This is a genomic window from Kitasatospora sp. NPDC005751, from assembly GCF_040630835.1.
Classification (GTDB): domain Bacteria; phylum Actinomycetota; class Actinomycetes; order Streptomycetales; family Streptomycetaceae; genus Kitasatospora.
In genome coordinates, this window is sequence record NZ_JBEXYC010000029.1 from 55107 (window position 1) to 77695 (window position 22589).

A 22589-nucleotide genomic window follows, 5' to 3' on the forward strand; every position below is an offset into this window, starting at 1 on the left:
TGAGCGGGCCATCCGTGGCTCCGGGGGGGCAGCGGCGGGCCGGGGCGGCGCCCGGTCCGGGGGCGGACCGGGCGGGGGTGTCCGCCCCGGGCGGTCAGGCGACGCGCAGCCAGACCGCGGTGTCGGGCGGGAGCAGCCCGCCCGCGGTGAGCGGGCCGCTGGCGAGCAGGACCGCGCGGTGCGCGGGCAGCGGATGCGGCGCGGCGCCGAGGTTCACCACGCACTGGAAGCCGGCGCCGCGGTGGAACGCCAGCACCTCGCCGGGAGCGGCGGTCCAGCCGAAGACCTCGCCGCGCAGCGCGTCCTCGGCGCGGCGCAGTCGCAGCGCGGCGCGGTAGAGCGCGAGCATCGAACCAGGGTCGGCCGACTGGGCCTCGACGGTAAGCGGGGCCCAGTCGGCCGGCTGCGGGAGCCAGGGCTCGGCCGGAGCCTGGCTGAACCCGTACGGGGGTCGGTCGCCCGACCAGGGGAGCGGTACCCGGCAGCCGTCGCGGCCCGGGTCGGCACCGCCGGAGCGCAGGTGCATCGGGTCCTGGAGGCGGTCCGGCGGCAGGTCCTCGACCTCGGGCAGGCCGAGTTCCTCGCCCTGGTAGAGGTAGACCGCGCCGGGCAGGGCCAGCGAGAGCAGCGCCGCCGCCCGGGCCCGGCGCCGGCCAAGCTCCGGGTCGGTCGGGGTGCCCCAGGCCTTGGCGGCGAAGTCGAACCGGGTGTCCCGGCGGCCGTAGCGGGTGACCGTGCGGGTGACGTCGTGGTTGGCGAGCACCCAGGTGGCCGGGGCGCCGACCGGGGCGTGCAGCCCCAGCGTGGTGTCGATCGACTCCCGCAGCGCGGCCGCCTCCCAGGGGCGGGCCAGGAAGTCGAAGTTGAAGGCGGTGTGCAGCTCGTCCGGGCGCAGGTACCGGGCGAAGCGCTCGGCGTTCGGCAGCCAGACCTCGCCGACCAGGATCCGGGTGTCCGGGTAGCTGTCGGCGATGGCCCGCCAGGAGCGGTAGACGCCGTGCAACTCCTCGCGGTCGGTGAACGGGTGCGGGTCCCGGCCCTTGACGAAGTCGGGCAGCGCCGGGTCCTTGGCCAGCAGCGCGGCGGAGTCGATCCGGACGCCGGCCGCGCCCCGGTCGAACCAGAAGCGCAGGATCTCCTCGTGCTCGGTGCGCACCCGGGGGTGGGCCCAGTTGAGGTCGGGCTGCTGGGCGGCGAACAGGTGGAGGTACCACGCGCCGTCCGCCGTCCTGGTCCACGGGCGGCCGCCGAACTCGGAGACCCAGTCGTTGGGCGGGAGTTCGCCGTCCGGGCCGCGCCCGGCGCGGAAGTGGAACAGTTCGCGCTCCGGACTGCCGGGGCCCGCCGCGAGCGCGGCCCGGAACCACGGGTGCTGGTCCGAGACGTGGTTCGGCACGATGTCCACGATGGTGCGGATGCCGTGGCCGAGCGCCTCCGCGATGAGCTGCTCGGCGTCCGCGAGGGTGCCGAACAGCGGGTCCACGCCCCGGTAGTCGGCGACGTCGTAGCCGCCGTCGGCCATCGGGGACGGGTACCAGGGGTTGAACCAGACGGCGTCGACGCCGAGGTCGGCCAGGTAGGGCAGCCTGCTGCGGACACCGGCGAGGTCCCCCGTGCCGTCGCCGTCGGCGTCGGCGAAGCTGCGCGGGTACACCTGGTAGATCACCGCGTCGCGCCACCAGTGCGGGGTCTCGAACGGGAGCCGGGATTGCTGTCCCACGGTGGGTCCTTTCGGATCGGCGCCCGGGCCGGTCAGCCTTTGAGTCCACCCGAGGTGAGCCCGGACATGATGTTGCGTTGGAAGATCAGGAAGAAGACGACGGTCGGCGCCGAGGCGATGGCCAGGGCCGCGATGACGACGTTCTGCGGCACGCCCGTGGAGAGCGACTTGATGCCGATGTTGAGGGTCTGCCGGGCCGGGTCGGGCTGGACGAGCATCGGCCAGAGGAAGTCCTTCCAGACGTTCACCACGGCGAAGATCGAGACCACGCCGAGGATCGGCCGGGACATCGGCAGCACGATGGAGCGCAGGGCGCGCAGCGGGGTGGCCCCGTCTATCGCGGCGGCCGCCATGAGGTCCTCCGGGATGGAGTCGAAGAACCGTTTCAGCAGGAAGATGTTGAAGGCGTTGGCCACCGTCGGCAGCCAGATCGCCCAGGGCGTGTTGATCAGGTTGACGTGCAGCAGCGGCAGGTCCAGGACGGTCAGGTACTGCGGGACGACCAGCACCGCGGCCGGGATCATCAGGGTGGCCAGCATCATGCCGAGGATCAGATTGCCCAGGACGGGCCGCAGCTTGGACAGCGCGTAGGCCGCCGCCACGTCGAGGACCAGCTGGAAGGCGAGCGCGCCGAAGGCGTAGTACAGCGTGTTGAAGAGCAGCCGGCCGAGGCCGAGCCGGCTCCACGCGGTCGCGTAGGTGTCCGGGTGGAGCTCGGCGGGGAAGAGCGTGGGCGGGTTGCGGACCACCTCGGCGGTGGACTTCAGGCCGCCGGTCACCAGCCAGTACAGCGGGCCGAGGAAGACCAGGGTGAAGACCACGACGGTCGCCACCAGGGTCAGCCGGTAGAGCAGTCGGCCGCGTGGGCGGTCGAGTTGGGTCTGCGGGATCAGCGTCCGGGTCTGCGGCTGCACCGGGGCTCCCATGGGTCTGGTCGGGTGTGGTCCGGGACTGGACGGCCCCGGGTCGGTCTGCCCCGGGTCAGTCGGCCCCGGGTCAGTCGGCCTCGCGCGACAGCCGCGCGTACAGGGCGGAGAATCCGGCCAGCACCAGCAGCATGATCAGGCCGAGCGCCGAGGCGGCGCCGTAGTTGTTGAAGTTGAAGGCGTACTGGTAGACGAGGTGGACCACGGTGGTGGTGGAGCCCTGCGGCCCGTTGCCACCGGTCAGCAGGTAGGGCTCGACGAACACCTGCATGGTGGCGACGATCTGGAGCAGCAGCAGGAGCGAGAGCACCAGCCTGGTCTGCGGGACGGTCACGTGCCAGATCCGGCGCCACAGGCCGGCGCCGTCCAGTTCGGCCGCCTCGTAGAGCTCCCCCGGGATGCCCTGGAGGGCCGCCAGGTAGATCAGGGTGGCGCCGCCCATGTTCATCCAGGTGGAGGCGATGACCACCGAGAGCAGCGCGGTGTCGGGCGAGTCGAGCCAGGCCGAGGTCGGCAGGTGGAGCGCCCGCAGCACGCTGTTGAACAACCCGTGGTCCGGGTCGTAGAAGTACTTGAAGAGCAGCACGGAGGCCACCGGGGGCATCATCACCGGCAGGTAGACCAGCACCCGCAGGTAGGCCTTGGCGTGCCGCAGCTCGTTCAGCAGCACGGCGACCAGGAACGGCACCGCGAAGCCGAACACCAGCGCCAGCAGGGTGAACACCAGGGTGTTGCGCCAGGCCTGCCAGAACGCCGGGTCCTGGAGCAGCTGGTCGACGTTGTCCAGGCCGACCCAGCTGGTCCGGCCCCGCCTGGTCCGCTGGAAGCTCATGACCACTTCACGGACCATCGGGTACCAGGTGAAGAAGCCGAAACAGAGCAGTGCGCCGAGCAGGAAGCCGTGCGCGGTGAGGTTGCGCCGCAGCCCCCGCCCCAGCCGGCCGCGCCGCCGGGGCTCACTGGTGGGCCGGGCCGCCTTCCCGGCGACACTGATCGCTGCCATCCCTCGTTCTCCGCTTCGTCGCTGTCCGTCGCTGTCCGTCGCTGTTCACCGGTGGCCGTGGGTGGCCGGGGGCGCGGGGCCGGGCCCGCCCGTTCGCTACTGGAGGCTGGCCAGTACCTGGTTGACCTGGGTCTCGGCGTCGTCCAGCAGCTTGGCGACGTCGGCGCCCTTGTCGGTCAGCACGGCCGACATCGCGTTGTCGAGCACCTTGTAGATCTGCTGCGCGTGGGCCGGCTCGGTGCGGCCCGGCACGGACGCGGCGAGGTAGGGCGCGTAGTTCTGGACCGGGACGGTGGCGCTGGCCGCCTTCGCCCGGTTGTCCTGCTCCAGCGAGGCGCCGGTGAGGAAGAAGGGCTGCGGGAGGCCGACCGGCAGGCCGTCCGCCTTGGTCCGGGCGTAGTCGAACTGGCCCTTGCCCTGGGTGAGGAACTTGAAGTTCACCCAGGCGACGGCCGCCCTGATCTGGTCCGGGCTGGAGCCCTTCTTGACCATGTAGTCGTTGCCGCCGAGCAGCGCGGCCTTGCCGCCGGGCATCGGCCCCATGCCGTAGTCGGCGTAGTCCCCGTTCAGGGTCTGCACCATGTAGGTGATGTCGTCCGGGGCGCCGATGTACATCCCGAGCCGGTCGGTGGACATCCGGGTCATCAGGTCGGGCCACTTGAGGCTCTGCGCGGAGCCCATCGAGTCGTCGGTCCAGCGCATGTCGTACAGGGTCTGCAGGACCTGCCGGCCCTCGGCGGTGTTGAACGCGGCCTTCCGGCCGTCCTCGCCGACCATCCGGCCGCCCAGCCCGTACAGCTCGGCGGTGAAGTGCCAGCCGCCCTGGTTGGTCGCGCTGTAGTCGCCGTACCCGTTGACCCCGTTGCCGAGCGCGGCGATCCGCTTCGCGGCCTCGCGGATCTCCGGCCAGGTCGTGGGGGGCTTGTCCGGGTCGAGCCCGGCCTGCTTGAACAGCTTGCGGTTGTAGAGCAGGCCCAGCTTGTAGTTCGAGGTGGGCAGGCCGTAGAGCTTGTCGCCGTCCTTGAGCGTGGCGAGCACCGAGGGGTCGATGTCCTTCAGCGCCGGCACGGTCGTCTCGTCGACGTAGCCGGAGATGTCCTCGGCCGCGCCCTCGTCCAGCACCTGGTCGAGGTCGGTGAAGTAGGTGTAGAAGACATCGGTCTGGGTCCGGCCCTTGAGCTGGGCGGTGAACGGCGCGGGCTCCTCGCAGGGCGAGGCGTCCTTGCTGGTGATCGTGACGTTCGGGTAGCGCTGGTGGAACGCCTCGACGTCCTCGGTCCACTGCTTGCGCTCGGCGGCCTTGGTGACCGGCGGCTGGCAGTCGACGCTGATGCTGACCTTCGCGTTCGGGTCCAGGGTCGAGCCGGCGCCGCCCGACGGCGCCGCGCCGGTTGCCCCGTGGTCGTCCGAACTGCCGCACGCGGCAAGGGAGAAGGCCAGTCCTGCGGCCACGGCGACGGCGGCGGTTCTCCGGCGGAGCCCGGTTCTGTTCATGGCGGACGGCCCTTCTGCAGGCATGGGTGGTGGGGGCGCCGCGGTGCTCGTCCGGCGGCTCCGCCACTTAACCACCGCGCAACAGAGGGCCACAAGATGTCGACAGGACTTTGCAAGAAATCGACTTCATAACGTCAGATCAACACCAGGGACGCCGAACGGCGAACGCCCCCGGTCGGAACCGGGGGCGTTCGGCAGGTCGGACGGCGGGTCGGTGCGGGGCTGGTGGGCGGGTCGGGCGGCGGGTCGACGGCCCGCCGCTACAGGCGGACGGCGCCGACGTACGGCATCACGTCGATCGGCAGCACCTCGACGTTCTTGCCGGTGCGCCGCGCGTGGATCATCTTGCCCTCGCCGATGTAGAGGCCGACGTGGTGCAGGTCCGGGTAGAAGAAGACGAGGTCACCGGGCTGGAGGTCGCCGCGGGCGACCCGCAGGCCGGTCTTCCACTGGTCCTGGGAGATCCGGGGCAGCTTGACGTCGGCGGCCCGCCAGGCCGCGCCGGTCAGACCGGAGCAGTCGAAGCCGGCGGGTCCGGTGGCGCCCCAGACGTAGGGCTTGCCGAGCTGGGCATAGGCGAACCGGACGGCCGCCGCGGCCCGGCCGGTGGCCGGCCCGTCGTGCCCCCGGCCCGGCCGCGCCACTGTCCACACCCTGAGAAACTCCCCGACCGGTTTCCCCCGCAGTTGGACGCCGCCGACCCCTCTGAAGTGCGAGGAAGCGGAAAGCGAGGGCAAGGTCACACCCTCGGCCTCTGCTGCGCCGACGCAAACGAGCGCTAACCTGCGGGGCATGACGGTCCCGCCCGAAGGGCTTCCCCTGGCCGCCGAATTCCCGGCCGCACACCGCGAGCAGTGGCAGCACCTCGTCGAGAGCGTGCTGCGAAAGTCGGGTGCGCAGCCCGCGGACGGCGCAGCGGCCGAGCAGGCGCTCACCACCGCACTCCAGGACGGGCTGCGCGCCCGCCCGCTGTACACCGCCGAGGACTCCCCGGCCGAGCCCGGCTACCCCGGCTTCCCGCCGTTCGTCCGCGGCGGCCGGCCGCAGGGCAGCACGGTCTCCGGCTGGGACGTCCGCCAGCGGCACACCGATCCGGACCCGCGCCGAGCCAACGAGGCCGTGCTGGCCGATCTGGAGAACGGCGGCAGCTCGCTCTGGCTGGAGCTGGGCGGCGACGCCCTGCCGGTCGCGGCCCTGCCCGACGTGCTGACCGGCGTCTACCTCGACCTGGCCGGCATCGTGCTCGACGCCGGCCCGGAATTCGCCGAAGCCGCCGAGCAGTTGTTCAAGCTCTACGAGGAGCGCGAGGTGTCCGCCGGCGCCGCCGCGGGCAACCTCGGCGCCGACCCGCTGGGCCTCCAGGCCCGCACCGGCCAGGCCGGGCGCACCGAGGCGCTGCTCACCGGGGCCACCGCCCTCGCGGCCCGCTGCGCCGCGGGCTTCCCGGGCCTGCGCGCCCTCGTCGTCGACGCCCTCCCCTACCACGAGGCCGGCGCCTCCCCCGCGCAGGAGCTCGGCTGCTCCCTCGCCACCGGCGTCGCCTACCTGCGGGCCCTCACCGCCGCCGGGCTGCCGGTCGACGCCGCGCTCGGCCAGCTGGAGTTCCGCTACGCGGCCGACGCCGACCAGTTCCTGACGATCGCCAAGTTCCGGGCCGCGCGCCGGCTCTGGGCCCGGGTGGCCGAGGTGTCGGGGGCCGCGCCGGAGGCCTCGGCGCAGCGCCAGCACGCCGTCACCTCCGCCGTGATGATGACCGAGCGCGACCCGTGGGTGAACATGCTGCGCACCACGGTGGCCTGCCTGGCCGCCGGGGTCGGCGGCGCGGACGCGGTGAGCGTCCAGCCGTTCGACAGCGCGGTCGGCCTGTCCGACGCCTTCGCCCGCCGGATCGCCCGCAACACCCAGGCGATCCTGCTGGAGGAGTCGCACCTGGCCCGGGTCGTCGACCCGGCCGGCGGCTCCTGGTACGTGGAGCGGCTGACCGACGAGCTCGCGCACGCCGCCTGGGCCTGGTTCCAGGAGATCGAGCGGGCCGGCGGCCAGCAGGCCGCCCTGGGCTCCGGCCTGGTCGGCGAGCGGATCGCCGCCACCTGGGCGGAGCGCTCGGTGGCGCTCGCCAAGCGGCGCGAACCCATCACCGGCGTCAGCGAGTTCCCGAACCTCGGCGAGCAGCCGCTGGTCCGCGAGCCGGCCCCGGCCGGGCCCGGCGGCGGTCTGCCGCGGGTGCGCCGGTCCGAGGCCTACGAGGCGCTGCGCGCCCGCTCGGACGCCCGGCTGGCCGCCACCGGGGCCCGGCCGGCGCTCTTCCTGGCCTCGCTCGGGACGGCCTCCGCGCACACCGCGCGGACCACCTTCGCGGCCAACCTGTTCCAGGCCGGCGGCATCGCGACCACCTCCGCCGAGACCGCGCTGACCGGGCCGGACGTCGCGGCCGCGGCCGCCGGGGCGTTCACCGCCTCCGGCGCCCGGGTGGCCTGCCTCTGCTCCAGCGACCAGGTGTACGGCGAGCACGCCGAGGCGGTGGCCGCGGCGCTCAAGGCCGCCGGCGCCCGGCGGGTGCTGCTGGCCGGCCGGCCCGGTGAGCGGCGCGAGGCGTACGAGCGGGCGGGCGTGGACGGGTTCGTCTTCGCGGGCGGCGACGCCGTCGCGGTCCTGACCTCGCTCCTGGACGAGATCACCGACGAAAGCGGAGTGGCCTGATGATCCCCGACTTCACCGGAATCGGGCTGGACGCGGACGGCCGCTCGGACGTCACCGGCGAGCAGTGGCGCGCCTCCTGGCGGCAGGCGACCGGCAAGGACGTCGACGAGCAGCTCTGGGACACCCCCGAGGGCATCGGCGTCAAGCCGCTCTACACCGCGGACGACCTGGCGGGCCTGGACTTCCTGGGCACCTACCCCGGCATCGCCCCGTACCTGCGCGGCCCGTACCCGACGATGTACGTCAACCAGCCGTGGACGGTCCGGCAGTACGCCGGCTTCTCCACCGCCGAGGAGTCCAACGCCTTCTACCGCCGCAACCTGGCGGCCGGTCAGAAGGGCCTGTCGGTCGCGTTCGACCTGCCGACCCACCGCGGCTACGACAGCGACCACCCGCGGGTCACCGGCGACGTCGGCATGGCCGGCGTGGCGATCGACTCCATCTACGACATGCGCCAGCTCTTCGACGGCATCCCGCTGGACAAGATGTCGGTGTCGATGACCATGAACGGCGCGGTACTGCCCGTCCTGGCGCTGTACATCGTCGCGGCCGAGGAGCAGGGGGTGGCGCCCGAGAAGCTCGCGGGGACCATCCAGAACGACATCCTCAAGGAGTTCATGGTCCGCAACACCTACATCTACCCGCCGCAGCCGTCGATGCGGATCATCTCGGACATCTTCGCGTACACCTCGCAGAAGATGCCGCGGTACAACTCGATCTCCATCTCCGGCTACCACATCCAGGAGGCCGGGGCCACCGCCGACCTGGAGCTGGCCTACACCCTGGCCGACGGCGTGGAGTACCTGCGGGCGGGCCTGGACGTCGGGCTGGACGTGGACGCCTTCGCGCCACGCCTGTCGTTCTTCTGGGCGATCGGGATGAACTTCTTCATGGAGGTCGCCAAGCTGCGCGCGGCCCGGCTGCTCTGGGCCAAGCTGGTCAAGCAGTTCGACCCGAAGAACGCCAAGTCGCTGTCGCTGCGCACCCACTCGCAGACCTCCGGCTGGTCGCTGACCGCGCAGGACGTGTTCAACAACGTCACCCGCACCTGCGTCGAGGCGATGGCGGCCACCCAGGGCCACACCCAGTCGCTGCACACCAACGCGCTCGACGAGGCGCTGGCGCTGCCGACCGATTTCTCCGCCCGGATCGCCCGCAACACCCAGCTGCTGCTCCAGCAGGAGTCCGGCACCTGCCGGTCGATCGACCCGTGGGGCGGCTCCGCGTACGTCGAGAAGCTGACCCACGACCTGGCCCGCCGCGCCTGGCAGCACATCCAGGAGGTGGAGGCGGCCGGCGGCATGGCCAAGGCCATCGACGCGGGCATCCCCAAGCTGCGCGTGGAGGAGGCCGCCGCCCGCACCCAGGCCCGGATCGACTCCGGCCGCCAGCCGGTGATCGGCGTCAACAAGTACCGGGTGGACAGCGACGAGCAGATCGACGTGCTCAAGGTCGACAACTCCTCGGTGCGCACCCGCCAGATCGAGAAGCTGCGCCGGCTGCGCGAGGAGCGCGACGAGGCCGTCACCCAGGCCGCCCTGCACGCGCTCACCCGGGCCGCCGAGGCCGGTCCGCAGCGCGGCGGCGGCCTGGACGGCAACCTGCTCGCGCTGGCCGTGGACGCGGCCCGCGCCAAGGCCACCGTCGGCGAGATCTCGGACGCCCTGGAGAAGGTGTACGGCCGGCACTCGGGCCAGATCCGTACCATTTCTGGTGTGTACCGAGACGAAGCCGGGCCGTCGGCCCCCCTCCAGCGCACCCGTGACCTGGTCGAGCGGTTCGAGCGGGCCGAGGGCCGGCGTCCGCGCATCCTGGTCGCCAAGATGGGCCAGGACGGCCACGACCGCGGCCAGAAGGTGATCGCCACCGCCTTCGCCGACCTCGGCTTCACGGTCGACGTCGGTCCGCTGTTCCAGACCCCGGCGGAGGTCGCCCGCCAGGCCGTCGAGGCGGACGTGCACATCGTCGGCGTCTCCTCGCTGGCCGCCGGCCACCTCACCCTGGTGCCGGCGCTGCGCGCCGAACTCGCCGAGGCCGGCCGGGAGGACATCACCATCGTGGTCGGCGGGGTCATCCCCCCGGGCGACTTCGAGGCGCTCTACGAGGCCGGGGCGGCCGCCGTCTTCCCGCCCGGCACGGTGATCCCGGAGGCCGCCTTCGACCTGCTGAAGTCGCTCGCCGCCGACCTCGGCCACGAGTTGTGAGCCGCTGAACGATGGCGCCCCGGACGATCGACCTCGACCAGTACGCCCAGGGGGTGCGGGAGGGCTCGCGCGCGTTCGTCGCGCGGGCCATCACCCTCGTGGAGTCCACCCGGCCCGACCACCGCGCGCTGGCGCAGCAGTTGCTCACCCGGCTGCTGCCGCACGCGGGCGGCGCGGTCCGGGTGGGCATCACCGGCGTCCCCGGTGTCGGCAAGTCGACCTTCATCGACGCCTTCGGCACCCGGCTCACCGCCCTCGGACACAAGGTCGCGGTGCTCGCCGTCGACCCGACGTCCAGCCGGACCGGCGGCTCGATCCTGGGTGACAAGACCCGGATGGAGCGGCTCGCGGTCGACCCCGCGGCGTTCGTCCGCCCCTCCCCCACCTCCGGCACGCTGGGCGGGGTGGCCCGGGCCACCCGGGAGTCGATGGTGGTGATGGAGGCCGCCGGCTACGACGTGGTCCTCATCGAGACGGTCGGCGTCGGGCAGTCGGAGACCGCGGTCGCGGGCATGGTGGACTCCTTCCTGCTGCTCTCGCTGGCCCGCACCGGGGACCAGCTCCAGGGCATCAAGAAGGGCGTGCTGGAGCTCGCCGACGTGATCGCCGTCAACAAGGCGGACGGGCCGCACGAGACCGACGCCAAGGCCGCCGCGCGCGAACTCGCCGGCGCGCTGCGGCTGTTGCAGGCCCCGGACGCGCCGTGGACGCCGCCGGTGCTCACCTGCAGCGGCCGCGACGGCACCGGCCTGGACACCCTGTGGGAGCGGTTGCAGCAGCACCGCAAGGTCCTCGACGCGACCGGCGCGCTGGAGGCCAAGCGCCGCGACCAGCAGGTGGAGTGGACGTGGGCGATGGTGCACGACCAGCTCTACGCCCAGCTCCACGAACACCCCGAGGTCCGCCGCCTGGCCCCCGCCCTGGAACGCGAGGTCCGCGAGGGCACCATCCCGGCGAGCCTGGCGGCGCAGCGCCTCCTGGACAGCTTCTTCGGCTCCGGCTGAGCCAGACAGGAATGGCGGACTGCCCCGGAGCGGTCCGCGGCAGTCCTCAACCGACCGCCCCCGGTCAGAGGACGGCGGTCGCGAAGCAGTCACGCGGCCAGTGGCCGAGCCAGAAGGCCGCACTGGACTCCAGCTGTCCCTCGGTGGAGCCGTCGTGGGGCAGGAACTCGGTAGGCGCCAGGTATCCGTTACCGGGCTCCAACCGTAACCGGTAGCAGTGCAGCGGGCGCCCCTCTGCCACCCAACCGCGCACGTCATCGGTGTGCGGGTGTCGGGTGGCCCAATCAGTGTGCGCAGCACGGCAAACGGCCTGGGCGTCCTGATCGCAGACGAGCAGGTAGCGGACACCGGGACCGAGATTGACGCACAGGCGGCGACGACCGGTGTGTTTGGCCGAGTAGGCGAGCTTGTCCCAGTTGTCGAGGTGGAGACCGATCAGGCGGCCGTCACGGTGGTTCGGCGTCGTGGTGAGCGCGTCGGCCGAGCCGAGTGCCCGGCCGAGATACGTGACGCCCGGATCGTCGAGCCGGGCTCGGTCAATGTTCTTGACATCGACCAGCTCCACCAGAATGTCACCCGGAGTGCCCACCGCCGGGACCAGACGCTCGGCAAGCTCTCGGGTCACCGGCCGCCAGGGGCCGAAGGGCACCACGGCACCTTCCTCGTAGTGGCGTTGCCCGTGAACGGCTCGCACATCGGCCACCTCGCAGCGGCCGGCCAACTGATCGACCCCAACCGCGATGAGGAGGCTCATCGGCCCGACCTCCCGGCCGCGAGGTCATCACCCCACGTGACCGCGAGCTCGACGGTCAGGGCCCGGCCGAGGTCGACCTGCTGGGCGTGGTCGATGACGACCCTCGCCAGATTGGCGACGCCGCGGACGCCGCTCAGGTCGTTTCCGCGCAGATCCACGTCCTTGTAGACGCCCCTTCCGAACTCGGTGGCACGCAGCGTGCAGTCCTCCAGAACGGCACCCGTCAGATCGCACCCGGTGAACACCGCCTCGGAGAAGACGCAGCGGGAGAATACGACCGGCCCGGTGGCACGGACCTGCTCGAAGACGGAGTAGTCGAGCTTGCAGTTCTCGAAGATCACGTTGTCCAGGGTGAGACCGGCGAGATTCGCTCCCATGATCTTGCAGTTTCGGAAGACCACCCTGGACAGCTTGCTGTCGGCCCACTGCGCCGACCCGAGGTCGCAGCCGTCGAACTCGACCGAGTCGGCCCGCACGTCCTCCAGCCGGACCCTGGCGGCGCGCAGGCTACCGATGCGGCCGGTGATCAGCTGGGCGTGCGCGAGATCGAGATCGCGCAGGTCGGCGTCGGCGTAGTGGAAGCCCTGTACGGTGCCACGGCTGTTCTCCAACGAGGTGACGTTCGAAAGGTAACCGTCGGCAAGGTCGGGCAGGGTGACGCGAACGCGGCCGAAGGTGCGGGTGTCCATGGTTGTGTCTCTCTCGGGAACCGCCGGGCCCACGAGCATCTCGCGGGCCCGGCGTCGTCTGCGGGCTACTTCTTGTTCCAGTTGTCCCAGGTAGGCCGGTTGTCGAACTTGGGAGTGTTGTTGTCCCAGGTAGGCCGGTTGTCGAACTTCGCGACGACGGAGCCGGCCGTCGTCGCGTCCACCAGATCGGTGATCACGTCGGCCTCGATGGTGGCCAGCAGTTCGAGCAGCGTCATGCTGTGGTCTCCTTTCGGACGGTATCGGACAGGGCGACGAGAAGGGCCTGTCGCGACACGCGGCAGTAGTTCGTTTCAGTGGTGTCGAAGCGGCCGTTCTCGAAGTACCGGTTGCCGGCTTGCGCACCTCTGCAGAACCCGAAGAACTCGCAGGTTTCCTCACACGCGTCCAGACCGACCAGAAACTCGTCCACGTAGCGCAGGCGGTGGGCGGCCACCAGAACTTCGTCGATCGTCTGTTCCAGGATGTTTCCGGCCCGGAAGTCCAGATAGGCCGGCGCGGTGGTGCCCCCCAACTCGGGCGACAGGAGGACGATGTCACCGGCGGACGACACGGTGGGGATCGGGTCGAGCAACACATCCTGCGGTGCCAGCCCTACCCGCAGCGAGCGCAGGTATCCACCAAGCCTGTCGATCTCCCGCACCTTCAGGCCCGGATGGCTACGGGTCCACGCAATCGTGCGGTACCAGAACTCGGTAGCATCCTCGAAGGACGGGGTCGGCCGATCGGTGCTGGCGCCTTCACTCTCCTCGATGTTGAAACCGACAGTGTGGCACCCCAGGGAGGCGAAGAAGTCCAGCAGTTCCTCGGGGCGACCGATGCTCTCGGCTGTGACCACGGCGATCACGGAGAAGTCGATCCCGTGGCGCCGAAGCCGGGCGGTGCCTTTGGCAACGCGGTCGAAGATGGGCCTGCCGCGCCGGTCCACGCGGGCCGTGTTGCAGTCGGCCGGGCCGTCGACGCTCACACCCACACGGACCTCACGCTCAGCGAAGAAGTCGCACCACCGGTCACTGATCAAAGTGCCGTTGGTCTGCACGTAGTGGTGCAGTGCCCCCGCACGGCGGAGCTGCTCGAACGGGTCGGCGAGCTCGGCGAACCGCCGCACCCCGAGGCTGAGCGGCTCACCGGCGTGCCAAACCAGGTCGAGCGGCGCACCACGAGTCGCGAACTGCGTGGCGGAACGCGCAACCGCTTCGGCGACATCGATCGACATCGGAGCTCGCCGGTCCTTCTCGGGCAGGTAGCAGTACTCGCAGGCCACGTTGCAGTACCCGTCAGGCTGCAGCACGAGGGTGCGTGGTGTGGGGGCGATCCTCCGCCGGTAGCGATCGCGTGGTGGCGTATTGGACGATCCGACGTGTGTGGGCACCGCGATGCCCTGGAATTCGGCCGTCATGAGTGAGGGACGCGAGATACTCCCAGCCGTCGTCCCCGCCGTAGCCGGGGCCGGTCCGGCCCCGGCCACGCGCTGACCTCGGATCCTCGTCACCGAACCGTCCCCTCCACTGCGCCGAAGCACCGACAGCTCATCGCCGTCGCTCCGGAGGTCTGCCTGGCACAAGCCATCACGTACCACCTCCCAGGCTCACAAGAGCCCAAACGATCTTTCCGATTCCTCCCGGCCGGGGCTCGCAGCCCCACTCCAGGGACAACATCTCCACCAAGCACAACCCCCGGCCTGAACAATCGGACGAGTCGATCGAGCGGCGAATCACAGGCTTGCCGCAACTCGCGTCGTGCACCGCGATGCGCAGGTGCCCGCAGATGATCTCGAACCGGACCACGATCTCCCGACCGGGTGACACCCGCGCATGCACCACGGCGTTGGACACCAACTCGGTGACGACCAGCTGGCCGTCATCTGCGAAAGCCGCCCCACCGGGGACCTGAGCAAGGAACGCACGCAGGTGCCCACGGGCCGTCCCTGCCGAGCGCCTGTGGCGGGGCAGCGCCTCCTCAAATGCGACTGTCCCGGCAACCCGCCCCTGGGACGCAGCGTCTCTCCGGAGATCTCCCGAACTGATCACGTGCACCACCTTCCCGATGCCTAGCGGGCCGGAGGCGATCGTCCCGGCCGTGGAAACCAGGTTGCCGAGAGATGACTTCGCGAACGTACCCAAGCTGATAGCCCACGGTGGGTAAACTCACAGACAATCAACTTCCGAGTGCAGAGCGTTGATAGACCGCGAGGGTAGTGGTGACCGAAGCTCGCGTTCCGGACCGGCTCCCGCCGGGCCTGCTGTCCGACCCAGAGATGATCGCCGCCTGTCGAAGACGAGACTTCGGTGCGATATTTCGGCTGGTCAAGCTGGCGGGGATCTACCCGTCACTCATCGCTCGGTCCTGCGACATGACGCCGAGCCGAGTCGGCGAGGTGATGGCCGGAAGGCGGAAGGTCGAGAAGATCGACCTCGTTGAGCGAATCGCCGACGGCCTTCGTATCCCGGGACACATGCTCGGCCTGGCCGACCGGGCTTGGGAACGGGAGTCACCCCCACCCCGGTCACGACGCCTGCTACCGAACCCGGACAACGCCACCGGGGGCCACGGTTCACTCATCGACGCCGAACTCTTCGTCAGTCACCTGCGCGGCCTCATGCCCCACCACTACAAGACCGCGAACCTGCTCGGCTCTCGTCATTCACTCGACTCGGTGAAGCAGCACGTCCACGCCCTCGACCGCCTCCAGCAGAGCACCTGCGGCAGCGCCAGGGAACAACTCCTCACCATCGGTGCCCGGACCGCCGAGTTCCTGGGCTGGTTGAACCAAGATCTCGGTGACTTCAGCCAGGCAATCTACTGGTCGGACCGAGCAATGGAATGGGCTCAGGAGTCCGGCGACGACAGGATGGCTGCCTACGTGCTCTTCAGGAAGAGCAATCAGGCCACCGCCCGCCGCAGCCCGCAACAGGCCGTCGGGCTCGCACGGGCCTGCCAGCGTGCTCCAGGTACCACGCCACGCATCAGAGCCCTGGCCGCACAGCAGGAAGCCCAAGGCCACGCCCTCATGGGCAACCCTCGCCTCGCCCAAGCCAAGTTCGACGAGGCACACGAGCTGGCAGCGGACCCGGAAGAGCCGCATGACGATGATGCCCTCGACATGGCCTACTGCACCCCGACCTACATCGAGATGCAGCGTGCCGGTTGCTTGATCGAGCTGGGTGATCCACACGCAGCTGTAGAGATGTTCGAGTCCGAGCTGCGCGTCCTGCCACCGGCCTACCGCACCGACCACGGCGTGTACCTTTCACGGCTGGCACGTGCCTATGCGGTCTCGGGTGAACCCGGACAGGCCGCCACGGCAGCGAGCCGGGCCCTGTCCATTGCCATCGACACGGAGTCGGCGCGGGCGCTTGCGGAGCTGTCCGCGGCCGCCCGCACGCTCCAGCGGTGGGGCACCGTACCCGAAGTGGCAACGTTCACCGGTCGCTTGAGACTCGTGAGCGCCACAGCCTTCCCTCGACCTTTTCCGACCTGATGGGAGAGGCTGAGCCCATGGACGCACTGATCACTGTCGCCACCTCCGCCGACGAAGGCCGGCGTGGCGCAAGAATCGCCGTGCTGCCGGTTGGCAGCTTCGAGCAGCACGGCGCCCACCTGCCCTTGACCACCGACACCGTGGTCGCGAGCCTGATCGCCCGACGCATCGCCGCCGACCACGACCTCTTCCTCCTGCCGCCCATCACCCTCTCCTGCTCGCACGAGCACGCCCACCTGCCCGGCACCGTGAGCATCAGCGCCGCCACCCTGTACGCCGTGGTCAACGACATCTGGAGGTCTCTCCAGGCCTCCGGCGTCCCCGGCCTGCTCGTCGTCAATGGCCACGGCGGGAACTATGTGCTCTCCAACGTCGTCCAGGAGGCCAACACCACCGGCCCGCGCGTCGCTCTCTTCCCCGTCCGCGAGGACTGGCAGCAGGCCCGCACCGAGGCCGGTCTCGAAAGCAGCGGCGCCGAGGACATGCACGGTGGCGAGCTTGAGGTCTCCCTCCTGCTCCACGGCGCCCCGCACCTGATCCGTGACGGCATCGAGCAGGACGACCACTCTGCCCCCGAGCGGCCCCATCTCCTCACCCTTGGCATGGCCGGCTACACCGGGAACGGCATCATCGGCCGCCCTTCCCTCGGCTCGGCCTCGAAGGGGAGGGCGGTACTCGACAGCCTGTCGAAGTCGGCAGGCGCGCATCTCGCCCACCTCACCGGATGACATCGTCGAGCGCACCACCGCGGGGCCGCTGAGGCTCAGCGGCCCCGCGGCATTCGGAAGGCGGAGTCCGAGCCGCCACGCATGCCCGGAGACGACGAGAAGGAGGTCCCCGCCTCAGTGGCGGGAACCTCCTTCGCCCAGCTCAGTAGGTCCGCTACCGCGTCCCGTCCGTCAGGCGCCCGTCACCGCCGCGAAGCGGGTGGAGACGTCCTGCCAGTTGACGACGTCCCAGAGCTTGGTGACGTAGTCCGGGCGGACGTTGCGGTACTGCAGGTAGTACGCGTGCTCCCAGGCGTCGAAGGCCAGCAGCGGGGTGGTGCCCTGGCCGACGTTGCCGTGGTGGTCGTAGACCTGCTCGACGATCAGGCGCTTGCCGAGCGGCTCCCAGGAGAGGATGCCCCAACCGGAGCCCTGGACGCCGGTGGTGGCGGTGGTGAGCTGCTTCTTGAACGCCTCGAAGCTGCCGAAGTGCTCGGTGATGGCGTCGGCCAGCGCGCCCTCGGGGCGGTCGCCGCCCTCCGGGGAGAGGTTCTCCCAGAACAGCGAGTGCAGCACGTGGCCGGAGAGGTGGAAGGCGAAGGTCTTCTGCAGGCCGACCAGACCGCCGAACTGCTCCTTGTCGCGCGCCTCGGCGAGCTGCTCCAGGGTGTCGTTGGCGCCCTTGACGTACGCCGCGTGGTGCTTCGAGTGGTGCAGCTCCAGGATCTCTGCGGACATCGCCCGCTCCAGCGCGGAGTAGTCGTACGGCAGGTCGGGAAGCGAGTAGGTGCTCATCAGGAGACGGGCCCTTTCAGCGAGTTCGGCGGTGGTGATCGTGCCGGGACAACACTATTGCGTACGGGTTGCAGAAACGAAGGGTGGGCTCCTGCATATTCCCCGTGTCCCGTCATGCACAATGGACGCTCAGATGTAATGAGCGGCAAAGGCGTGTGACCATGACCGGATCGCCGGTGGTGCTGGGGATCGAGTCGTCCTGCGACGAGACCGGGGCCGGCCTCGTCCAGGACGGGCGACTGCTCGGCCAGGCGGTGGCGTCCAGCATGGACGAGCACGCCCGCTTCGGCGGCGTGGTGCCCGAGATCGCCGCCCGCGCGCACGTGCACGCGATGGCGCCGGTGGTCCGCGAGGCGCTCGACCGGGCCGGGCTCACCCTCGCCGACGTCGGCGCCGTCGCCGTGACGGCCGGCCCCGGGCTCTCCGGCGCGCTCCAGGTCGGCGTGGCCGCCGCCAAGGGGTACGCCTTCTCGCTCGGCGTCCCGCTCTACGGGGTCCACCACCTGGCCGGGCACGTCGCCGCCGCGACACTGGACGGCGGGCCGCTGCCGAACCCCTGCGTGGTGCTGATCGTCTCCGGCGGCCACACCTCCCTGCTGCTGGTCCGCGACCTCGCCCGGGACCGGATCGTCCACCTCGGCGACACGCTGGACGACGCGGCCGGCGAGTGCTTCGACAAGGTCGCCCGGATCCTCGGCCTGCCCTACCCCGGCGGCCCCGCCATCGACCGCGCCGCCCGCGACGGCGACCCGCGCGCCGTCCGGCTGCCGCGCCCGCTCACCGGGCCGCATGACGATCCGTACGCGTTCTCCTTCTCCGGCCTCAAGACCGCCGCCGCCCGCTGGGTCGAGGCGCGGCGCGCCACCGGCGGCGAGCCGAACGTCCCCGACGCGGCCGCCGCGCTCCAGGAGGCGATCGCCGACGTGCTGACCCGCAAGGCCGTCCGCGCCTGTACCGACCACGGCATCACCACCCTGGTGGTGGTCGGCGGCGTCGCGGCCAACTCCCGCGTCCGGAAGCTGGCCGAGCGGCGCTGCGCCTCGGCCGGGATCACCCTGCGGGTGCCGCCGCTGCGGCTGTGCACCGACAACGGCGCGATGGTCGCCGCCATCGGCGACCTGCTGGTGCGGGCGGGCGGGCGCCGAGCCGGCGTCGGCCGACCTCTCGATCGACCCGTCCGCCCCGTTGGAGTTCGCGGCGCTCACCCCGCTCGCCGCGCCCCGGGCCGCCTGACCCGCTCCCTCCGCGCCGACCCTGCCCCGACCGCCTCCTGACAACGTTTCGGTTGCGGCGGCGGGCAATCCGATCCGGGGTCTTCCCGCCGCCGTGCGACATGTGCCATTTTACATGTCACACATCGGCGGTCGCGTCCCCAACAACGCGGCCACGAACGGCCCCGGAGGCCCCCACAGATGCGTCCCTCCCGGATATCCAAGGCCACCCTGCGCAGAGTGCCCGCACTCGGCGCGGCCTTCTTCCTCGCGCTCGGCCTGTTCGCCCCCCAGAGCCACGCCGCCCCGGTCGGCCCGGCCGCGCCCGCCAAGGCCGCCACCGGAGCCACCCCGGCGTCCGCGCCGAAGGCGATCCCGGTGCCCAAGTCCCCCGACGCGAGCACCGGCGACCGCCCGCTCGCCGCCGAGAGCACCGCAAGGGCGAGCACCGCCCACCCGGCCACCGAGGCCGCGCCGGCCGCCGACAGCAAGGGCGGCAAGAGCGCCAAGCAGTTCTCCGCGGCTCCGGCGGCCGTCGACTGCAACCTCTCCGGCGTGCTCGGCGCCTCGGGCGGCGCACTGGTCCAGCAGCTCACCGCGCTCCCCGACGTGACCTGCACCTACCCGCTGTTCAACCTCACCGGGGCGGACGCGGGCAAGGTCTTCCGCGAGGCCCAGATGGTGACCGTCGCCGACGCGCTGCGCACCGCCTCGGCCGGCTACGCGGGCAACAACAGCGCCTCGATCGGCCAGCTGGTGATGTTCCTGCGGGCCGGCTACTACGTGCAGGAGAACAACGCCGCCTCCGTCGGCGGCTACGGCGCCCCGCTGCAGACCTCGATCCGCGGCGCGCTGGACGCCTTCTTCGCCGCCCCGCACAGCCAGGACGTCACCGAGGCCAACGGCGCCACCCTCAACGAGGCCGTCACGCTGATCGACAGCTCGCACGAGAACGGCCGGTACGCCGGCGTCGTCAAGCGGCTGCTCGCCGGCTACAACAGCACCTGGCCGGCCTCGATGGACCTCGCCGTGCAGCACGTCGAGTGGGTCATCGAGAGCGGCTTCGACCTGGAGCACGGCGACCGCGGCTTCGTCGCCGCCCTCCAGGCCGACCCGTCCATCGCCACCGCCTGGGCCGGCTTCGTCACCCGCAACGGCGCGATGCTCAACGGCGGCGACGTCGTCACCCGGATCGGCATGCAGCTCGGCAACCTGGTCGCCGTGGACGGCCTGCGGGCCCAGGGCCGCCCCCTGGTCAAGGACCTGATCAACCGCTACCCGCTGGTCGGCGCCACCGGCCCGCTCACCATGAACCTGGTCTGGTTCACCGAGAAGAAGGACGCCGGCAACTGCACCGTCTACGGCACCTGTGACCTGCCGAAGCGGCTCGTCCCGCTGGTGCTCACCGTCGACCACACCTGCAACGCCAACCTGCGCATCCGCGCCCAGGACATGACGGCCCAGCAGCTGGCCGACACCTGCACCAGCCTGGTCAACGAGGACGCCGCCTTCCACAAGGTCATCAAGGACAACGGCCCGATCCCCGGCGACCTGAACACCAGCCTGGAGGTCGTCGCCTTCGACGACTACTACAACTACTCGCTGTACGCCTGGCTCATGTACAACATCGCGGTCGACAACGGCGGCATGTACGAGGAGGGCAACCCGGCCGCGGCCGGCAACCAGGCCCGCTTCATCGCCCACGAGGCCGACTGGCTGCGCCCCGCCTTCCAGATCTGGAACCTCAACCACGAGTACACCCACTACCTCGACGGCCGCTACAACATGGCCGGTGACTTCGAGGCCGGGATGACCACCCCGACCATCTGGTGGGTCGAGGGCATCGCCGAGTACATCTCGTACAGCTACCGCGGCGAGCGCTACGCCGCCGCCATCACCGAGGCGGGCAAGGGCACCTACAAGCTGAGCACCCTCTTCGACACCACCTACGACAACGCCGACTCGACCCGGATCTACAACTGGGGCTACCTGGCCGTCCGGTACATGCTCCAGTCGCACCCGCAGGACGTCGACGCGCTGCTCGCCAGGTACCGGGTCGGCGACTGGGCCGGCGCCCGCACCCTGCTCACCTCCACCATCGGCACCCGGTACGACGCCGACTTCGCGAGCTGGCTGACCGCCTGCGCGGCCGACAACTGCGGCACCCTGCCCGCCGACCAGGCCCCGCTCTGCGGCGCCGCCGACACCCGCCAGTTCGACAAGAACTGCCGCCGGGACAACGTCGCCGCCGCCACCGGCAACTACAGCTACAGCTTCCTGTACCTGCCCGCCGGCGTGAAGCAGCTGACCGTCACCACCACCGGCGGCTCCGGCAACGCCGACCTGTACTACAACGGCGGCAGCTGGGCCACCACCGGCTCCTACCTGGCGAAGTCCGCCAACGCCGGGAACGGCGAGACGCTGACGATCACCAACCCGCCCTCCGGCTGGGTCTACTTCAGCCTCTACGCCCAGCAGGGCTTCAACGGCGCCACCGTCACCACCCGGTACCAGTAGCCACCGAGCAGTACCAGGAGGCACCACGCAGTACCGGTAGCACCACGCAGTAGGCACCGCTCGCACCCGGCACGGCCGGCGAAGGGCCCCGCTCCCGGCGGGGCCCTTCGCCACGTCCCGGCACCGGCCGTCAGGCTCCGGCCCCGGCCGGCCCGGCGGACCAGGCGACCAGCGGCGGCCGGAGGGCGGCGCAGAGCGGGTGCCCCTTGCCGTCGGTCAGCCCGAGCCGGGCCACCAGGGTGCCGCCGCGCACGGCCGCGTCGGCGGTGTCCGGATCGACCGCCGCCAGCATCAGCTTGGCCCGGCGGAACATCGTGAAGCCCTCCGGCCCGGCCGCGACCCCGTCCGTGCGGCCGCTCGCGATCCAGGAGAGGTAGACGAACCGCGCCCCCGGACCGCCCTGGACGTAGGGGCCGAGCAGCTCCACTCCTGACGGGAGCGGCTTCGCGGTGCACTCCAGGGTCCAGGCCGCCCGGGCCGCGTCGCCCGGCTGCGGGTCGAGCAACTCGCCCGGCCGGCCGCGCCGTTGCACGGCGACATGGATGTCCTGGTAGCCCGGGAACCCCGGCGCCGCGGGGCAGCTGCGCCCCGGGAGGTCGGTGGCCTCGATCCTGATCCGCACGCTCGTGTTCGCCATGGGCACCATCCTCGCGCGCCGGACCGGCCCGGCGTCCGCACCGGGCGGGGGCCGCGGGGACACCCGCATTCCTGTGGCAGGCCCGCCCGCCCGCCGTCAGGATGGGAGGCCAGGGAACACAGCCCCGACCCGATCGGACCGCGATGACCGACCAGCACAACGTCGTCCTGCTCACCTTCCCGGACCCGTCCGCCTGCCGGCCCGCGTTCGAGGAGGCCGAGCACCTGCCCGGGCTCCGGCAGGCCGCCGTCCTGGAGCGCTCCGCCGACGGCCTGCTGGAGACCAAGGACGGCTACGCGCGCGGGGCCGGGGTGGCCACGGTGGGGTCGGGCGTGGTCGGCGGCCTGATCGGGCTGCTCGGCGGGCCGATCGGCTCGCTGCTCGGGTTCGCGGCCGGCGCGGCGCTCGGCAACGCCGCCGAGGAGGGCCGCGCCGCCACCGGCGGGGCCGGGCTGATCGTGCTCTCGCCGCGGGTGCCCGACGGAGCGGCGGTGCTGGTGCTGGACATCCGCGAGGCGTCCCCGGCCCCCGCCGACGAGTTCGCCGCCCGGCACGGGGCGACGGTCGAGCGGATCGACGCGGAGGACTTCGCCGGGCAGGTCCGCGCCGCCGAGGAGCGCGCCGAGACCCCGGCGGACGACGGGCCGGACGGCCCCGGCACGGACGGCGGGCCGGGCGCGGCGGACGGGCCGCAGCGGACGGACGGCGCCGGGGCCTGACGGCGGCCCG

General features: G+C 71.5%; 18 protein-coding genes and 2 pseudogenes. 8 read left to right on the forward strand and 12 right to left on the reverse strand.

Translation table 11 applies throughout. The features are described from left to right. Positions 1 to 94: 94 nt before the first annotated feature. The 5 genes and pseudogenes from ABZ497_RS23980 to ABZ497_RS24000 form a co-directional block, all read right to left on the reverse strand. Entirely contained in the window at positions 95 to 1720 is a 1626-nt protein-coding gene (locus tag ABZ497_RS23980) for a glycoside hydrolase family 13 protein (protein WP_359808116.1), read from the reverse strand. A 32-nt stretch (positions 1721 to 1752) separates the two neighbouring features. Next, positions 1753 to 2646 carry a carbohydrate ABC transporter permease gene (locus ABZ497_RS23985; RefSeq protein WP_359808118.1) on the reverse strand — a complete coding sequence of 298 codons (894 nt, stop codon included), beginning with the start codon at positions 2644 to 2646 and terminating at the stop codon, positions 1753 to 1755. 70 nt (positions 2647 to 2716) lie between these two features. Then, positions 2717 to 3649, reverse strand: a complete 933-nt coding sequence (locus ABZ497_RS23990; protein ID WP_359808120.1) for a sugar ABC transporter permease — start codon at positions 3647 to 3649, stop codon at positions 2717 to 2719. Positions 3650 to 3745: 96 nt separating this feature from the next. Next, on the reverse strand, positions 3746 to 5143 hold the full coding sequence (locus ABZ497_RS23995) for an extracellular solute-binding protein (RefSeq protein WP_359808121.1): 1398 nt from the start codon (positions 5141 to 5143) through the stop codon (positions 3746 to 3748). 260 nt (positions 5144 to 5403) lie between these two features. Continuing rightward, a pseudogene (locus ABZ497_RS24000) lies at positions 5404 to 5748 on the reverse strand (C40 family peptidase); the annotation flags it as partial. Between the two features lie 187 nt (positions 5749 to 5935). Here ABZ497_RS24000 and ABZ497_RS24005 point away from each other — a divergent pair. Genes ABZ497_RS24005 through meaB form a run of 3 tightly spaced genes read left to right on the forward strand, consistent with a single transcriptional unit; the run spans position 5936 to position 11051 of the window. Next, positions 5936 to 7843 (forward strand): methylmalonyl-CoA mutase subunit beta, encoded by a 1908-nt coding sequence (locus tag ABZ497_RS24005; protein WP_359808123.1) that lies wholly within the window; start codon positions 5936 to 5938, stop codon positions 7841 to 7843. Beyond that, complete coding sequence (scpA, locus tag ABZ497_RS24010; protein ID WP_329486560.1) at positions 7843 to 10047, forward strand: methylmalonyl-CoA mutase; 2205 nt, start codon at positions 7843 to 7845, stop codon at positions 10045 to 10047. Before ABZ497_RS24005 ends, scpA begins: the two co-directional genes overlap by 1 nt. Positions 10048 to 10058: 11 nt before the next feature. Beyond that, entirely contained in the window at positions 10059 to 11051 is a 993-nt protein-coding gene (gene meaB / locus ABZ497_RS24015) for a methylmalonyl Co-A mutase-associated GTPase MeaB (protein WP_359808125.1), read from the forward strand. A gap of 64 nt (positions 11052 to 11115) precedes the next feature. Here the strand turns inward: meaB and ABZ497_RS24020 are convergent, their stop codons facing one another. The 5 genes from ABZ497_RS24020 to ABZ497_RS24040 form a co-directional block, all read right to left on the reverse strand. Beyond that, on the reverse strand, positions 11116 to 11805 hold the full coding sequence (locus ABZ497_RS24020) for a hypothetical protein (RefSeq protein ID WP_359808127.1): 690 nt from the start codon (positions 11803 to 11805) through the stop codon (positions 11116 to 11118). Continuing rightward, a complete protein-coding gene (locus ABZ497_RS24025; RefSeq protein WP_359808129.1) occupies positions 11802 to 12494 on the reverse strand; it encodes a pentapeptide repeat-containing protein in 693 nt (230 codons plus the stop codon). Before ABZ497_RS24025 ends, ABZ497_RS24020 begins: the two co-directional genes overlap by 4 nt. Before the next feature lie 65 nt (positions 12495 to 12559). Beyond that, positions 12560 to 12730 (reverse strand): multiple cyclophane-containing RiPP AmcA, encoded by a 171-nt coding sequence (gene amcA, locus ABZ497_RS24030; RefSeq protein WP_359808130.1) that lies wholly within the window; start codon positions 12728 to 12730, stop codon positions 12560 to 12562. Continuing rightward, the gene (gene amcB, locus ABZ497_RS24035) at positions 12727 to 13911 is read right to left on the reverse strand and encodes a cyclophane-forming radical SAM peptide maturase AmcB (RefSeq protein ID WP_359808131.1); all 1185 of its coding nucleotides are present in this window, start codon (positions 13909 to 13911) and stop codon (positions 12727 to 12729) included. Before amcB ends, amcA begins: the two co-directional genes overlap by 4 nt. Before the next feature lie 169 nt (positions 13912 to 14080). Next, positions 14081 to 14551 carry an ATP-binding protein gene (locus ABZ497_RS24040; RefSeq protein WP_359808156.1) on the reverse strand — a complete coding sequence of 157 codons (471 nt, stop codon included), beginning with the start codon at positions 14549 to 14551 and terminating at the stop codon, positions 14081 to 14083. Between the two features lie 161 nt (positions 14552 to 14712). On the opposite strand from ABZ497_RS24040, the gene ABZ497_RS24045 reads away from it, so the two are divergent. Together ABZ497_RS24045 and ABZ497_RS24050 are read left to right on the forward strand one after the other, a co-directional pair. Continuing rightward, the gene (locus tag ABZ497_RS24045) at positions 14713 to 15993 is read left to right on the forward strand and encodes a hypothetical protein (protein WP_359808133.1); all 1281 of its coding nucleotides are present in this window, start codon (positions 14713 to 14715) and stop codon (positions 15991 to 15993) included. Positions 15994 to 16010: 17 nt separating this feature from the next. Next, positions 16011 to 16721 carry a creatininase family protein gene (locus ABZ497_RS24050; RefSeq protein ID WP_359808135.1) on the forward strand — a complete coding sequence of 237 codons (711 nt, stop codon included), beginning with the start codon at positions 16011 to 16013 and terminating at the stop codon, positions 16719 to 16721. 171 nt (positions 16722 to 16892) lie between these two features. Here ABZ497_RS24050 and ABZ497_RS24055 read toward each other — a convergent pair whose 3' ends face one another. After that, on the reverse strand, positions 16893 to 17495 hold the full coding sequence (locus ABZ497_RS24055; RefSeq protein ID WP_359808137.1) for a superoxide dismutase: 603 nt from the start codon (positions 17493 to 17495) through the stop codon (positions 16893 to 16895). Positions 17496 to 17656: 161 nt separating this feature from the next. Here ABZ497_RS24055 and tsaD point away from each other — a divergent pair. Then, a pseudogene (tsaD, locus tag ABZ497_RS24060) lies at positions 17657 to 18728 on the forward strand (tRNA (adenosine(37)-N6)-threonylcarbamoyltransferase complex transferase subunit TsaD). Between the two features lie 179 nt (positions 18729 to 18907). Beyond that, positions 18908 to 21223 carry a collagenase gene (locus tag ABZ497_RS24065; RefSeq protein WP_359808139.1) on the forward strand — a complete coding sequence of 772 codons (2316 nt, stop codon included), beginning with the start codon at positions 18908 to 18910 and terminating at the stop codon, positions 21221 to 21223. A gap of 130 nt (positions 21224 to 21353) precedes the next feature. On the opposite strand, the gene ABZ497_RS24070 is transcribed toward ABZ497_RS24065, so the two are convergent. Further along, on the reverse strand, positions 21354 to 21860 hold the full coding sequence (locus tag ABZ497_RS24070) for a DUF5990 family protein (RefSeq protein ID WP_359808141.1): 507 nt from the start codon (positions 21858 to 21860) through the stop codon (positions 21354 to 21356). Between the two features lie 143 nt (positions 21861 to 22003). Between ABZ497_RS24070 and ABZ497_RS24075 the strand changes: the two genes are divergently transcribed. Beyond that, positions 22004 to 22579, forward strand: a complete 576-nt coding sequence (locus ABZ497_RS24075; RefSeq protein WP_359808142.1) for a histidine kinase — start codon at positions 22004 to 22006, stop codon at positions 22577 to 22579. The last annotated feature ends 10 nt before the right edge of the window (positions 22580 to 22589 follow it).

Bases quoted from the DNA above. Each gene is read 5' to 3' on its own strand.
- ABZ497_RS23985 (WP_359808118.1), bottom strand. From the start codon at position 2,646: ATGGGAGCCCCGGTGCAGCCGCAGACCCGGACGCTGATCCCGCAGACC.
- ABZ497_RS23990 (WP_359808120.1), bottom strand. From the start codon at position 3,649: ATGGCAGCGATCAGTGTCGCCGGGAAGGCGGCCCGGCCCACCAGTGAG.
- ABZ497_RS23995 (WP_359808121.1), bottom strand. From the start codon at position 5,143: ATGAACAGAACCGGGCTCCGCCGGAGAACCGCCGCCGTCGCCGTGGCC.
- ABZ497_RS24005 (WP_359808123.1), top strand. From the start codon at position 5,936: ATGACGGTCCCGCCCGAAGGGCTTCCCCTGGCCGCCGAATTCCCGGCC.
- scpA (WP_329486560.1), top strand. From the start codon at position 7,843: ATGATCCCCGACTTCACCGGAATCGGGCTGGACGCGGACGGCCGCTCG.
- meaB (WP_359808125.1), top strand. From the start codon at position 10,059: ATGGCGCCCCGGACGATCGACCTCGACCAGTACGCCCAGGGGGTGCGG.
- ABZ497_RS24020 (WP_359808127.1), bottom strand. From the start codon at position 11,805: ATGAGCCTCCTCATCGCGGTTGGGGTCGATCAGTTGGCCGGCCGCTGC.
- ABZ497_RS24025 (WP_359808129.1), bottom strand. From the start codon at position 12,494: ATGGACACCCGCACCTTCGGCCGCGTTCGCGTCACCCTGCCCGACCTT.
- amcA (WP_359808130.1), bottom strand. From the start codon at position 12,730: ATGACGCTGCTCGAACTGCTGGCCACCATCGAGGCCGACGTGATCACC.
- amcB (WP_359808131.1), bottom strand. From the start codon at position 13,911: ATGACGGCCGAATTCCAGGGCATCGCGGTGCCCACACACGTCGGATCG.
- ABZ497_RS24050 (WP_359808135.1), top strand. From the start codon at position 16,011: ATGGACGCACTGATCACTGTCGCCACCTCCGCCGACGAAGGCCGGCGT.
- ABZ497_RS24055 (WP_359808137.1), bottom strand. From the start codon at position 17,495: ATGAGCACCTACTCGCTTCCCGACCTGCCGTACGACTACTCCGCGCTG.
- ABZ497_RS24065 (WP_359808139.1), top strand. From the start codon at position 18,908: ATGCGTCCCTCCCGGATATCCAAGGCCACCCTGCGCAGAGTGCCCGCA.
- ABZ497_RS24070 (WP_359808141.1), bottom strand. From the start codon at position 21,860: ATGGCGAACACGAGCGTGCGGATCAGGATCGAGGCCACCGACCTCCCG.
- ABZ497_RS24075 (WP_359808142.1), top strand. From the start codon at position 22,004: ATGACCGACCAGCACAACGTCGTCCTGCTCACCTTCCCGGACCCGTCC.